This window comes from Mesorhizobium sp. AD1-1, from assembly GCF_020164655.1.
In the GTDB taxonomy this organism is placed as follows: domain Bacteria; phylum Pseudomonadota; class Alphaproteobacteria; order Rhizobiales; family Rhizobiaceae; genus Mesorhizobium; species Mesorhizobium ciceri.
This window is the reverse complement of the sequence record NZ_JAIUGP010000002.1, coordinates 636,353-649,382: the sequence shown is the minus strand read 5'-3', so window position 1 is coordinate 649,382 and position 13,030 is coordinate 636,353. Positions and strand designations below refer to the sequence as shown.

General features: G+C 65.2%; 12 protein-coding genes. 3 read left to right on the top strand and 9 right to left on the bottom strand.

What is annotated here, in order from left to right; genetic code table 11:
* On the bottom strand, window positions 1–212 hold a 212-nt coding region (locus LB519_RS06660), incomplete at its 3' end, for a hypothetical protein (protein ID WP_224619132.1).
* 140 nt (window positions 213–352) lie between these two features.
* Between LB519_RS06660 and LB519_RS06655 the strand changes: the two genes are divergently transcribed.
* Entirely contained in the window at window positions 353–892 is a 540-nt protein-coding gene (locus LB519_RS06655; RefSeq protein ID WP_013528603.1) for a J domain-containing protein, read from the top strand.
* A 66-nt stretch (window positions 893–958) separates the two neighbouring features.
* Here LB519_RS06655 and LB519_RS06650 read toward each other — a convergent pair whose 3' ends face one another.
* The 7 genes from LB519_RS06650 to cysK all read right to left on the bottom strand — a co-directional run bounded on the left by LB519_RS06650 (window position 959) and on the right by cysK (window position 9,625).
* Entirely contained in the window at window positions 959–3,127 is a 2,169-nt protein-coding gene (locus LB519_RS06650) for a malate synthase G (RefSeq protein WP_224619130.1), read from the bottom strand.
* A 98-nt stretch (window positions 3,128–3,225) separates the two neighbouring features.
* Window positions 3,226–5,268 carry a hydantoinase/oxoprolinase family protein gene (locus tag LB519_RS06645; protein WP_224619121.1) on the bottom strand — a complete coding sequence of 681 codons (2,043 nt, stop codon included), beginning with the start codon at window positions 5,266–5,268 and terminating at the stop codon, window positions 3,226–3,228.
* A gap of 121 nt (window positions 5,269–5,389) precedes the next feature.
* Window positions 5,390–6,016: a CDGSH iron-sulfur domain-containing protein gene (locus LB519_RS06640; protein WP_013528606.1), complete on the bottom strand. Its 627-nt coding sequence runs from the start codon at window positions 6,014–6,016 to the stop codon at window positions 5,390–5,392.
* A gap of 114 nt (window positions 6,017–6,130) precedes the next feature.
* Window positions 6,131–6,502 carry a hypothetical protein gene (locus LB519_RS06635; protein WP_013528607.1) on the bottom strand — a complete coding sequence of 124 codons (372 nt, stop codon included), beginning with the start codon at window positions 6,500–6,502 and terminating at the stop codon, window positions 6,131–6,133.
* A gap of 127 nt (window positions 6,503–6,629) precedes the next feature.
* Window positions 6,630–6,986: a hypothetical protein gene (locus LB519_RS06630; protein WP_224619118.1), complete on the bottom strand. Its 357-nt coding sequence runs from the start codon at window positions 6,984–6,986 to the stop codon at window positions 6,630–6,632.
* Window positions 6,987–7,035: 49 nt separating this feature from the next.
* On the bottom strand, window positions 7,036–8,523 hold the full coding sequence (locus tag LB519_RS06625; protein WP_224619116.1) for a pyridoxal phosphate-dependent decarboxylase family protein: 1,488 nt from the start codon (window positions 8,521–8,523) through the stop codon (window positions 7,036–7,038).
* A gap of 13 nt (window positions 8,524–8,536) precedes the next feature.
* Entirely contained in the window at window positions 8,537–9,625 is a 1,089-nt protein-coding gene (gene cysK / locus LB519_RS06620) for a cysteine synthase A (protein ID WP_127366534.1), read from the bottom strand.
* A 254-nt stretch (window positions 9,626–9,879) separates the two neighbouring features.
* Between cysK and LB519_RS06615 the strand changes: the two genes are divergently transcribed.
* Window positions 9,880–11,868, top strand: a complete 1,989-nt coding sequence (locus tag LB519_RS06615; RefSeq protein WP_224619114.1) for a transcriptional regulator — start codon at window positions 9,880–9,882, stop codon at window positions 11,866–11,868.
* A 130-nt stretch (window positions 11,869–11,998) separates the two neighbouring features.
* Window positions 11,999–12,178 carry a hypothetical protein gene (locus LB519_RS06610; RefSeq protein ID WP_023814179.1) on the top strand — a complete coding sequence of 60 codons (180 nt, stop codon included), beginning with the start codon at window positions 11,999–12,001 and terminating at the stop codon, window positions 12,176–12,178.
* 120 nt (window positions 12,179–12,298) lie between these two features.
* Here LB519_RS06610 and LB519_RS06605 read toward each other — a convergent pair whose 3' ends face one another.
* Window positions 12,299–12,862 carry a cytochrome b gene (locus LB519_RS06605; RefSeq protein WP_224619112.1) on the bottom strand — a complete coding sequence of 188 codons (564 nt, stop codon included), beginning with the start codon at window positions 12,860–12,862 and terminating at the stop codon, window positions 12,299–12,301.
* Window positions 12,863–13,030: the final 168 nt, after the last annotated feature.

The following is a 13,030-nucleotide window of genomic DNA, read 5'->3' as shown; positions in this document are numbered from 1 at the left end:
AAACCGTCGGCCGCATCCATCTGGCCGAAGCGATTTCCTATCGCATGAGCTCGGAGCGGGTGGCGCAGGCGGCGTAGGTCACTCGCCGCCCGACAAGCCGACTCTGCCACGCCACCTTCCGCAATCACGCCATAACCGTCATCCGACGAATCGGCCATCTCCGCACTGCGGCGGACCTGATTGTCCGCTTGGTCGACGTCCTCACCACCCAACGGCCCCCACCGACCGGGCGCCGGCCGTTTCTCCGTCTTCGGGGGCGTGGACGTCATCGCATCGGACCAAAGTCTTGGTCTCCGCATTGGGAATTCCTTATTTAGATAATGTGAATATGATTGCGGTCGGGGAGCCCGCTATGTTCGTTGACTACTACGAAGTTTTGGAAGTCAGCCCGAACGCCAACTCGGAAACGCTGGAGCGCATATTTCGCTATTTTGCGATGCGCTATCATCCCGACAATCGCGAAACCGGCGATGAAGCCCGCTTCAGTGAAATCGTGGAAGCCCACAACACGCTCAAGGATCCGGTCAAACGCGCTCAATACGACATCGCGTATAGGGACCATGCCGGCCTTCGCCGCGAATTGACCGAGGAAGCCAGCAACAGCAAAGGCATCGAGCGGGATGTCGTGATCCAGGCCAGGCTGCTGTCGCTGCTTTACGCGAAGCGCCGGCACGACGTCAGCAATCCCGGGATCGGGGATGTGGAGCTCGAACGCCTGTCAGACTGTCCGCGAGAGCATCTCGAGTTTCATCTCTGGTATCTGAAAGCGAAGGGCTGGATAGCAAGAGTGGAAAACGGGACGATCGCGATTACGGTGGAAGGCGTCGATCGGGTCAACTCCGAACACCGTCGCGATCCCACCATCCGGCTCCTGGACCATACAGCTTCCTGACGCCTCACCTCCGGAGGAAGTCAGGCCGAAGACCTGCCGCCCCATTCACGGCAGGGACTGGCCTCTTCAGCCCTGCTGCGCCTTCAGTTCCAGCCGCCGCGCGTGCAACACCGGCTCGGTGTAGCCATTGGGCTGGACGCGGCCCTTGAAGACCAGATCACAGGCGGCCTGAAAGGCGATCGATCCGTCGAAATCGGCCGCCATGGGCTGGTAGAGCGGGTCGCCCGCGTTCTGGCGGTCGACGATGTCAGCCATGCGCTTCATCGTCGCCATTACCTGGTCCTCGCTGCACACGCCGTGGTGCAGCCAGTTGGCGATGTGCTGTGAGGAAATACGCAGCGTGGCGCGGTCTTCCATCAGGCCGACATCGTTGATGTCAGGCACTTTCGAGCAGCCGACGCCCTGGTCGATCCAGCGCACGACATAGCCAAGAATGCCCTGCGCGTTGTTGTCGAGTTCCTTCTGGATATCCTCGGGCGACCAGTTCGGCCGCACGGCAACGGGCACCGACAGGATGTCGTCGAGCCTGGCCTTGGGCCGGTTCTTCAGCGCCGCCTGCACGGCGTGAACATCGACCTTGTGATAGTGCGTGGCATGCAGCGTCGCCGCCGTCGGCGACGGCACCCAGGCGGTGTTGGCGCCGGCCTTGGGGTGGGCGATCTTCTCGACCAGCATCGCAGCCATCAGATCCGGCATCGCCCACATGCCCTTGCCGATCTGGGCGTGGCCGGCCAAGCCGCATTCCAGCCCGATGTCGACATTCCACGCCTCGTAGGCGGAAATCCAGGCGGCCTGCTTCATGTCGCCCTTGCGGATCATCGGGCCGGCTTCCATCGAGGTGTGGATCTCGTCGCCGGTGCGGTCGAGAAAGCCGGTGTTGATGAACACGACGCGCTCCTTTGCGGCGCGGATTGCCTCCTTGAGGTTGACGGTGGTGCGCCGCTCCTCGTCCATGATGCCCATCTTGATGGTATTTTTCGCCATGCCGAGCAGCGCTTCGACGCGGTCGAAGATCTCGACGGCGAAGGCGACTTCGTCGGGCCCATGCATCTTGGGTTTCACGACATACATCGAGCCGGCACGGGAATTGGCGCGGCGGCCGTTCGGCCCGACATCGTGCAGCGCGATCAGCGCCGTCATCGCCGCATCCATGATGCCTTCCGGAACCTCATTGCCGTCGCGGTCGAGGATCGCCGGGCTGGTCATCAGGTGGCCGACATTCCTGACCAGCATCAGCGAGCGGCCGGGCACGGTCAGCGTGCCACCGGCGGGCGCGGTGTAGGCGCGGTCGGGATTGAGCTTGCGGATAAAACTCTTGCCGCCCTTGGTGATCTCTTCCGCCAGGTCACCCTTCATCAGGCCGAGCCAGTTGCGGTAGACGATGACCTTGTCTGGCGCATCCACCGCCGCGACCGAATCCTCGCAGTCCTGGATGGTGGTCAGCGCCGATTCCAGGATGACATCGGCGATGCCCGCCGGATCGGTGCGGCCGATCTGGTTGTTGCGGTCGATCACGATTTCGATGTGCAGGCCGTTGCGCACAAGCAGCACGGCATCGGGATTGGCGGCATCGCCGCGATAGCCGACGAATTGCCTGGGGTCGGCCAGCGTCGTCGAGCCGGCGCCGGCGCTTAGCCTCAAGGCACCCTGCGCCAGCGACAGGCCATTGACGCCGGCCCATTTGCCGGACGTGAGCGGGGTAGCCTCGTCGAGAAAGGTCTTCGTCCAGGCGACGACCTTGGCGCCGCGCGGCGGATTGAAGGCTTTGCCCTTTTCGGCGCCATCCGTTTCGGGGATGGCATCGGTGCCGTAGAGCGCATCGTAGAGCGAACCCCAGCGCGCATTGGCAGCGTTGAGCGCATAGCGCGCATTCATCACCGGCACGACCAGCTGCGGTCCGGCAACATCAGCAATTTCCGGGTCGACGTTGTCGGTCGACACGCTGAAGGCCGGGCCTTCGGGAACGAGGTAGCCGATCTCTTTCAGGAAGCCCTTGTAGGCCTCCATGTCGACCGGCGCGCCGTGATCGCGATACCAGCCGTCTATCTGTTCCTGGATGGCGTCACGCTTTGCCAGCAGCGCCCGGTTCTTCGGCGCCAGATCATGGACGATGGCCGAAAAACCGTTCCAGAAGGCGTCCGCTTCGATCCCCGTGCCCGGCAGCGCTTCCGTGGCCACGAACTCATGCAGCTCGCGGGCAATCCGCAATCCGGCGATCTCGATGCGGTCGGTCATCAGGCTACTCCAGATGAAAGGCTTTGCGGGCCTTTGGCATGTCAGGTTTGCCGGGTCAATTCAGCTTAGGGTGAAGGTGGCGTATTTCGCCGCGTCGCTCAAACCGCAATGCGCGGCCTTCCCGAGGCCACGGCCACGACATGCGCCTCGATGAACATGCGCTGGGCCTCGACGGTCGAGACCCGGAATTCGGTGGCGACGTCGATCTCGGCGCTGTCGGTGCCGGCATGCCTGGCGCGCTCCGCGACGATGGCGCGGACATCGGCCTCGGCCGCCGCGATCGCCGCTGCCTCGTCGAGGAAATCGCGTACGGTCTCGCCCGAGGCGAGACGAAACAGCCCTTCTATGGGCTGGCTGACCCGCGCCTCGGCCGAAACCCTGACCTGGCCGACGACGGCGCCGAGCGCGTTGGCGACATCGGTATCCCTGGGCACCACGCAGTCATTGCCGATCAGCTCGGCCAAGCCGGCATAGTGCAGCGGCGCCGAGGCGCCGAGGCCGATGACCGGGCGGTCGAGCGCAACGCTCAGGCGGGCGATGCCGGGATGCGCGTCGACTGCGCGCTGCACCAGGGCGTGCGCCACCGTCGCGGCGCCGTCGAGCCCATCCTCGGCAAAGGCGGTCTCGAGGATATATTCGGCCGACCAGCGTGTCAGCGTCACCAGCACCCGTTCCGAGATCGCTTCCGGCGAAGCGGCGATGTTCTGGCCACGGCCGTCACGCTTGCGGGCGAACAGTTCGGCGCCGAGGCGCGCCGCGATAGGGTCCCAGTTCGCCTGCTTGCCCAGCACGTGGGCGGCGTCCGACGGGGTGAAGCCGGCGACATGCACCAGCCCGCGCGACACCAGCCGGTTCAGCGTCGCGTTCTGCGCGTTCGAGGTCAAAAGCCTGTCGACGGCGAGCGGCACGGCACCAATCAGCTCGTAGAGCTTGGCTTCGGCGCCGGTCAGGCCGGCGGCGAGCCGGTCCGGCACGCCGGTGCGCACCGCGAAGCGGCCGTCCATACGGCCGGGATTGGGTGCCCGCAGCTGACGCTCCAGCTCTGAGATCACCGCTACGCCATGCGCCATGCCGGCCAGCGCCAGCGGCACCAGGCGGCGCGGCCCGAGCAGGATCCTGGGGTTGAGCGCGCCATCCTCCAGCGCCACTTCGGAATCGCCGCCGAGGCCGAAGGTGCGCATGGCGACGGCCTCGACCATGGTGCGGAAGCCGCCGACGGTGGCGCCTTCCGGATCTAGCCTGGGACGGCCGCCGTCGAGCACGGCGACGTCGGTGGTGGTGCCGCCGATGTCGGACACCACAGCATTGTCGAGCCCGGTCATGTGGCGGGCGCCGACCAGGCTGGCGGCCGGGCCGGACAGGATGGTCTCGATCGGTCGCTGGCGGGCAAAAGCGGCTGAAACCAGCGCGCCATCGCCGCGCACCACCATCAGCGGTGCTGCGATGTTGCGCGCCTCGAGGAAGCCTTCGGTCGCTGCCACCAGCCGGTCGATCATCGAGATCAGCCTGGCGTTGAGCAAAGTGGTCAGCGCCCGGCGCGGGCCGCCGAGCTTGGCCGACAGCTCGTGGCTCGATGTGACCGGCAGGCCGGACTTGTCGCGGATCAACTCGCGGGCGGCGATCTCATGCGCCGGATTGCGGGTGGCGAAGTAGGCGCAGACGGCAAAGCCGGACACCGAGGCGCCGAGTTCCGGCAGCGCCGCTTCCAGTCCGGACAGATCGAGCTTGGCGGCATTGCCATGCACGTCGTGGCCGCCCGGACAAAAAACCACCGGATCGGTGCCGAGCGCGGCCTTCAGCCCGTCGCGGGCGAGATCGCCCTCGGAAAAGCCGATCATCACCAGCGCGACGCGGCCGCCCTGGCCCTCGACGAGCGCGTTGGTGGCAAGCGTCGTCGACATCGACACCAGCTTGATATCAGCCGGATCGGTTCCGGCTTTCTGCAGCACCGCGTCGACGGCGCCGGAAATGCCGACGGCAAGATCATGCCTGGTGGTCAGCGCCTTGGCCTTGGCCAGCACCTTGCCCTTGTTCGGCCCTTCTTGCGGGCCTTCCGTTTCAGACCACAACACGGCATCGGTATAGGTGCCGCCGGTGTCGATCCCGAGGAACAACGGTTTTGGCTTGGTCTTGGCTGTCATTTTTGGCGGCGGTCCGGCTGGGGAGTCTGTCTGCCCCTGCCTTTAGCCGATGCGGGCCGGTCGATAAAGCTGCGAGCGCTGGGCCAAGGCGGAGATTGGCAGCGTTGGCCGAAGCGCCAACCTACCCGACAAACCCCACTTTCTTGTGCGTGCCATCGCAGAACGGCTTGTTGGCGGAATGGCCGCAGCGGCAGAGGAAGGCGCGTTGTGTACGGTCGACCGTATGGCCGGTTCCGGTGACGATCTCGAGATTGCCCTCAAGCTTGAGCGGGCCATTGGTGGTCGGCGTCACTTTCAGCGGACCATTTCTCGCTTCGAGCGCCGGCGTGTCCTTCAGCTGCGGCTCGCCGGTGGCGGCAAAACCGGATTTGTTGTGGCTGCCGTCGCAGAACGGCTTGTTTTCCGAAGCGCCGCAGCGGCAGAGCGTGGCACGATAAGAAGTCTCGCCGTCGAGAACGATCTCGGCGTGTACCGCCAGCGGGCCGTTTTCCCGCAGCCGCACCGTGTTGACCACCGGTGCTTGCTCCTGCGGCCCGCCATCCTTCCTGACATAGGTGATGGCGCCCGACGGGCAGCTTTCGGCGATGGCGACGATCTTCTCGACGCTGGCCGCCTCGGGATGGATCCATTGACCCGGCGCGTTGGGCACGAAGACGTGCGGATCGCCGAGCACGCAGTTGCGCGAATGGATGCAGCGCTTGCCGGAAAACCCGACGTCGATCTTGTCGCTTTCGACCATGCCGGCCATAGCTGAGCTCCTTTTGCCTGAAGCACGTCGCGTCTGAACAGTTCGAGGCGGCGCGCGCTGGGTATTTGCACAGGCTATGGCTCCAGCCCGAAGACCGTCAAGCTGGCAAACCGGTCAGGGGACCAGTTCGATCTCCTCGGTCTCGCCGCCGCTGCAGGTATAGCAGCAATCCTCGCATTTTTCCTTGTTGCCGGGGCCGACGCCCCAATAGGTGCCCTCGTCACCATCGACCCAGGCGCCGTAACAGATCGATTCCCCGGCGTTGCAGGATATCGGCAGCTGCTTGGTCTCGCCGTCGTCGAGGTAGAAGTCCTTGTCATCGCCCGGCCAGACATAGTCGCGGTCCTGGCTGTAGAGTTCGACGCGCATGGCGTTGGGGTGGCCGTTCTTGATGGCAAAGGTGACATCGTCGGCACGCGCCGCCGGCACGAGCAGCATGAGGAGAGACAGCGCGGCCAGCACGCGGCGCGCATAGACATGAAACATGAGTGACCCCCTGAATAAGCGGCCCACCCGGCCGCGTGGCGACCATCGCACGCAGCGCTGAATCGCGGAAGTGGACCGGACGAGCCGATCCCTGACTTAATTTGGGTCCAACGAAAACTTCCGCGCTCTACGGCACCAGATCGATCGTCTCTGTCGAGTGTTCGACGCAGATGAAGCAGCAGGTGTCGCAAGGCTGGTCATTGTCCGGCCCGACGCCGGCCGAGAGGCTGTCATTGCCGTCGACCCAGGCGCCATAGCAGATATGTTCGCCCTGATTGCAGGAGAACGGCACGGATTTCTGCGACCCTGGGGCGATCAGGAACACCTTGTCGTTGCCCGGCCAGACCGTCTCGCGGTCGCGGCTGAACAGCTCGACCGCGACTGCTTCCTTGCGCAGGTTCTTGACGAAGAAGGCCATGTCGGCGGCCTGCGCCGAGGCGGTGAAGACCAGCGCCGCCAGTGCAACCATACGAAACAGCGTCACGGCCTGGATCTCCCGAATCACCGCGGCAGAATCGCATGCCTGCCCGCTACTAGGAAGGTGCGGAACCCTGCGTCGCGATCTCATGCCCCAGCCGCACCGTTTCACGCACCAGCAGGTCGAGATCCTCGCGCCGTGTGCGATGATTGGTGATCGCCACGCGCAACCAGTGCTCGCCATGCACCGTGGTGTCCGAAAGGGCCGCAATGCCCTGTTCCTGCAGCCGCAGCATGATCTCCGTGTTGAGCACCTTCAGAGCCTCGCCTGTCAGACCGGGCTGATAGCGGAAGCAGACGATGTTGACGGTCGGCGATGCCGCCAGCTGCAGCCGCGGCGCGGCCTCGATCAAGCCGGCAAGATAGACGGCCTGGGCAATGTTCTGGTCGATCAGGCGGCCGAATTTCTCGACACCGTGCTCCTTCAGCGCCATCCACACCTTCAGCGCGCGAAAACCGCGCGACGTCTGCAGGCCGTAGTCGTGCAGCCATTCGCCGGAAGCGAGGCCGCGCGGCGTCGATTCCAGATATTCCGGCGTCACCGCGAAGGTCCCGCGATGCGCGGCGGCATCCCTGATCAGGGCGCAGCCGACTTCGAACGGCGCGTGCAGCCATTTGTGGGGATCGAGCGCGACCGAATCCGCCCGTTCGATGCCGGCGACGCGATGGGCATTCTCAGGCGCAATGGCGATCAGCGCGCCGATGCAGCCGTCGACATGGAACCAAAGGCCTTCCTCATGTGACAGCTTCGCAAGCGCCTGCAAATCGTCGATCGCCCCGGTGTTGACGGTGCCCGCCGTACCGATGACGCAGGCCGGCTTGAACCCTGCCGCGCGGTCCTCTGTGATCGCGGCACGCAAGGCGGCGATATCGATGCGCAGCCCGGCATCGGTCGGGATGCGGCGCAGTGCCCGGTTGCCGAGGCCAAGTGCCTCCATTGCCTTGCGGTGGCACGAGTGGATCTGCTCCGAGCCGTAGAAGCGCAGCGGCTTTTCGATGGCGGCGACACCATGCTCGCGCACGTCGAGGCCGGCCTTGACGTTGCGCGCCACGGTCAGCCCGATGATGTTGGCCATCGAGCCGCCGCTGACCAGCGTGCCGCCGGCAGAAGCGGGAAAGCCCAGCATCTCCTTGCACCAGTTCACCACCTGGCTGTCCATCAGCCCGGCGGCGTGGTTGCCGCCGCCGAGGTTCGAGCCCTGGATTGCCGCCAGGAAATCGCCGAGCGCACCGGTGAAATTGCTCGACCCCATATACCAGGACCAGAAGCGCGGATGGATGTTGCCCATTGGATAGGACATCACCGTGCGGGACACCTCAGAATAGACCGCATCCAGCGGCGCCGGCGAGCGCGGCAGCGGCGCCGAGAAGGCCCCTCTCACATCGGCCGGCATCTCCCGCCAGACCGGGCGGTCGCGCACATCGCGGAGGTAATCGACCGCATCGTCGATGACCCGGTGCGACAGGGCCTGCACATCGGCCCAATCCAGGGGGTCGAGCGTTTCCTCGGCCAAAAGGCCAAGGTTTTCTTGCGCGGCGTCCATACCAGATCTCCCGTCAAGCCGCCGGGAACTGGCAGCCGGGCGTCGAGCGCGACAGGGCGGTCTCGTCGGCATCCATCTCGGCCTCGATGCCGTCGAACAGCGGTGTCGACATGTAGCGTTCGCCGGTGTCGGGCAGCATGCACAGGATCACCGCACCGGCCGGCGCCTCCTCCGCGACCTGCCGTGCCACGGCGAAGGTCGCGCCGCCGGAAATGCCGGTGAAGATGCCCTCTTTGCGCGCCAATTCCCTCGCCCATTTGATGCCCTCGGGCCCGGCGATCGGCATCACCTCGTCATAGAGGCTGGTGTCGATCGCCTCCTGCAGCACGTTGGGGATGAAATCTGGCGTCCAGCCCTGGATCGGGTGCGGCTCGAAGGCTGGATGGCTGGCGGCGGGAGCACCATCGACGCCGCGCTGCTGGACCTTGCCGCTGCCGATGAGCTGCGCGTTGGCCGGCTCGGAGAGCACGATGCGGGTTTCCGGCCGCTCGCGGCGCAGCACGCGCGCCACGCCCACCACCGTGCCGCCGGTGCCATAGCCGGTGACGAAGCAATCAAGCCGCGAGCCGGCGAAATCATTGACGATCTCGCGCGCCGTCGTTGCCTCGTGGATGGCGGCGTTGGCGGTCGTCTCGAATTGGCGGGCAAGGAACCAGCCATTGGCCTCGGCCAGTTCCACCGCCTTCTTGTACATGCCGAAACCTTTTTCGGCGCGCGGCGTCAGCACCACCTTGGCGCCCAGCATGCGCATCAGCTTGCGGCGCTCGACCGAAAAACTGTCGGCCATCGTGACGACCAGCGGATAGCCCTTTTGCGCGCAGACCATGGCGAGGCCAATGCCGGTGTTGCCGCTGGTCGCCTCGACCACCGTCTGGCCCGGCTTCAGCGCCCCGCTGCGCTCGCCCTCCTCGATGATGTTGAGCGCCAGCCGGTCCTTCACCGAGGCGCCGGGATTGAAATACTCGGCCTTGACGTAGATCGTCGCGTGGGACGGTCCGAGATTGTTGATGCGAACCACCGGCGTGTCGCCGACGGTGTCGAGAATGCTGTCGAACAGGCGGCCGCGCCCGGCCGTGGTTCTGATCTTCTGCTGCTGCAACATCTTGGTCTCCTTGATTGTCATCGCGTTTTGTCTTCACGGGCCAGTTACAAACCGGCGGGCTGGGCGGCGAGGTTTGGTGACCTTGCCGCGCTAGGACTGACATGCCGCACAGCGGCAATGCCCGTATCCGGCGCTGATATCCGCTGCCGGATGCGCCGTGTCGTGTTTGGTGATACAGGAGAGGCCGACAGGCCAGCGTGGGAGCAGGCGTGGAAACGCACGTGGAATCCACTCGATCGAGGCCGGACGGCGACATGCCGGTCCTTTCCGTGCGCCTGCTCGGACCGCTGATGATCTCCCGCGACGGCGCTCCGGTTGCCCTGCCCGCGTCACGCAAGCTGCGCGCGCTGCTCGCCTATCTGGCGCTGGCGCCGCATCCGGTCAGCCGCAGTCGCCTGTGCGAGTTGTTGTGGGATGTGCCGAACGACCCAAGGGGCGAACTGCGCTGGTGCCTGAGCAAGCTGCGCGGCGCGCTTGACATGCCGGCCCGGCGCCGGGTCTCCACCCAAGGCGATACGGTCGCACTCGATCTCGACGATTGCCTGGTCGATGTGCTGGAGGTCAGCCGCGCCGCCGCGCAAGGGATCGGCACGCTTGACGTCGAGCGCTTGCGCGTGCTGGCCGGACTGTTTGCCGGCGATTTCCTCGACGGGCTGGAGCTCGAGCGCAGCCCGCATTTCAACAGCTGGCTGATCGCGCAGCGCCGCCGCTTCAGCGCTTGCCATGCCGCCGTGCTGGAACGCCTTGTCGCGAGCCTGCCGGCTTATAGTGCCGAGGCGATCGCCCATCTCGACACATGGGTGGAACTGGCGCCGTTCGACACGTGCGGACATCTGGCGTTGCTGTCCAATCTGGCCGGGCGCGGCGAGGTCGGCGCGGCCGAAGAGCATCTGGCCGCGGCGGAACGATTGTTTCGGTCGGAGGAGCTCGATTTCGCACCGCTTCGCGCGGCCTGGCGGGCGATCCGTGACCGACAGTCGGGCACCTCGCTTCGAGCGGCCTGCCTGTCCACGCTGTCGCCACTGGTGGCCACCATGCCCACCGCACCCGGCCCGGTCGAGCCCAGCCACGCTTCGCTGGCGGTGATGCCGTTTGTCGAGGAGAGCGGCGGCACGCGCGGCGGATTGGCCGACGGTTTCACCCACGACATCATCATCCGCCTGGCCAAGCTCAGGGATTTCTTCGTCATCGCGCGCGGATCGGTGTTTGCGCTGGCAGAGCAGAACATCGCGCCCGAGGATGCCGGCCGCCGGCTGAATGTCGACTATGTCGCCACCGGCACGGTGCGTAGCGCGTCCGGCCGCCTCATCGTCAGCGTCGAGCTGATCGAGGTGCGCAGCGCCAGGATCGTCTGGGCCGAGACCTTCGAGCGCAGGCCCGATGACATCTTTTCCGTGCTCGACGACATCGGCAACAGCATCGTCTCCTCGATCTCGGCCGAGATCGAAACGGTCGAGCGCAACCGCGCCATGCTGAAGGCGCCCAGCTCGCTCAACGCCTGGGAGGCCTACCATCGCGGCCTCTGGCACATGTACCGCTTCACCCAGGCCGAAAACGAGCAGGCGCGGCATTTTTTTGCCCAGGCCTTGAAGCTCGACCCGACCTTTGCCCGCGCCTATGCCGGCCTGTCCTTCACCCACTGGCAGAACGCCTTCCAGCGCTGGGGCGACCGCGACCGCGAAAGCGCGCTGGCGTTCGAGAGCGCCGGACACAGCCTGCTGGTCGACGACCACAATCCGGCCGCGCATTGGGCGATGGGCCGGGCGCTGTGGCTGCGCGGCGAGCAGGACGGCTCGCTGTTCGAACTCGAGCGGGCGGTCGATCTCAGCCCCAACTTCGCGCTCGGCCACTACGCTTTGTCCTTCGTGCATTCGCAGTCGGGCGACCCGCGAGCGGCGATAGGCTCTTCCGATCATTCGCGCCATCTCAGCCCGTTCGACCCGCTGCTGTTCGGCATGCTGGGTGCACGCGCCATGGCGCATGTCCGGCTCGGCCAGTTTGAGGAGGCGGCCGAATGGGCGCTGAAGGCGGCGGCGCGGCCCAACGCCCACGCCATCATACTGGCGATCGCCGCGCACTGCCTGGCGCTGGCCGGACGGCTCGACGAGGCGCGCGGCTTCGCCGCCGCCATCCGCAAGACAAGGCCGGACTATTGCGCCGACGATTTCATCGGCACCTTCCGCTTCGAACCGGATGCCGTAGCGCTGTTCCGGCAGGGCGCCAGCCGCATCGGGCTCAACTGAAGCCTGGATCGCCATCTTGGGGATCGCGTGGGAATTTCGCCTCAAATCCGCCGGGTTAACGAAGTCGGAAGGAGTTGTTTAACCGTTAGCTTCTATGTCACGGCCCGGGGGGGCCGACAAAGTGAGTATGATGAGCAACAGCCCCGACAAGCGCAATGAATGGCGCGCCATATTTTACGTGCAGGCTCGCGTTGCCATCCTGTTTGTCCCGGTGGTTGCCAGCCTGCTGATCATAGCGGCGCTTGCCGGAAACGAACGCAAGTCGGTTCCCAGCATGATCGACCCGACCGTCACCGGCTCCGTGCGGTAGGCGCTATCGGTCGGCGTTAGCCCTCTCGGGGAGAGCGCCTTCTGAAGAAAAAGAAGGTCGAAGGAAAGGCCCTCCCGATCAACGAGGGAAGGCGCTATGCGCTTTTCCTGGGAAACCACTTCACACTTTCCCGGACTTGCTCCAGGAGAGCGTGCTTTCCGGCAGCATTCGCTTGAGCACGTCGTCCTTGCGGATGAAATGATGCCATAGCGCCGCGGCCGCGTGCACTCCGGCGAGGATGAGGATCGAATTGGCGCACAGGCTGTGCAGTTCCCTGATGAACCGGGCCGTGTCGCGGTCGGGCGATACCGGGGCCGGGATGGTGAAGAGGCCGAAGAAGCTCAAGGCGTCGCCCCTGTACCAAGTCAGCAGGATGCCGAGAGCCGGAATGGTCACCAGCAGCGCATAGAGCAGCAGATGCGCGATCTTGGCCGCCCATCGTTCAAGCTCCGACATTTCCGTCGGCAGCCCTGGCGTTCCCAGTATCAGGCGCAGGCCGACGCGGATGACGACCAGCGCAAACAACAGCAGCCCGAACGAAATATGGAACCACCAGACGAGCGCGCGGCCGGGATCGCCGCGCGGAAAAAGTTCTTCCACATAGGTCAAGCCATAAAGGCCGATGACCAGCAGAAACACCGCCCAGTGAATGGCTTTTTGTGCGCTTGTATAGGTGGGGTGCATGCGAGCCTTCCAGTTTTGAATATTTCTAAACTAGCCGCGATCATGTCAAAGCTTTGTCGGGCTCGGATGATCGTGAGCTGGCAGGACACTGGAACGGGTAAGCTGTCAGTTTGCGGACAGTCGGGCATCGAGCGCGTAATGCTGGACAAAGAAAAGCCCGGGCGAACC

What these genes read in the sequence shown, in the direction of transcription:
- LB519_RS06655 (WP_013528603.1), top strand. Translation starts at nt 353, where the DNA reads ATGTTCGTTGACTACTACGAAGTTTTGGAAGTCAGCCCGAACGCCAAC.
- LB519_RS06650 (WP_224619130.1), bottom strand. Translation starts at nt 3,127, where the DNA reads ATGACCGACCGCATCGAGATCGCCGGATTGCGGATTGCCCGCGAGCTG.
- LB519_RS06645 (WP_224619121.1), bottom strand. Translation starts at nt 5,268, where the DNA reads ATGACAGCCAAGACCAAGCCAAAACCGTTGTTCCTCGGGATCGACACC.
- LB519_RS06640 (WP_013528606.1), bottom strand. Translation starts at nt 6,016, where the DNA reads ATGGCCGGCATGGTCGAAAGCGACAAGATCGACGTCGGGTTTTCCGGC.
- LB519_RS06635 (WP_013528607.1), bottom strand. Translation starts at nt 6,502, where the DNA reads ATGTTTCATGTCTATGCGCGCCGCGTGCTGGCCGCGCTGTCTCTCCTC.
- LB519_RS06625 (WP_224619116.1), bottom strand. Translation starts at nt 8,523, where the DNA reads ATGGACGCCGCGCAAGAAAACCTTGGCCTTTTGGCCGAGGAAACGCTC.
- cysK (WP_127366534.1), bottom strand. Translation starts at nt 9,625, where the DNA reads ATGTTGCAGCAGCAGAAGATCAGAACCACGGCCGGGCGCGGCCGCCTG.
- LB519_RS06615 (WP_224619114.1), top strand. Translation starts at nt 9,880, where the DNA reads ATGCCGGTCCTTTCCGTGCGCCTGCTCGGACCGCTGATGATCTCCCGC.
- LB519_RS06610 (WP_023814179.1), top strand. Translation starts at nt 11,999, where the DNA reads ATGAGCAACAGCCCCGACAAGCGCAATGAATGGCGCGCCATATTTTAC.
- LB519_RS06605 (WP_224619112.1), bottom strand. Translation starts at nt 12,862, where the DNA reads ATGCACCCCACCTATACAAGCGCACAAAAAGCCATTCACTGGGCGGTG.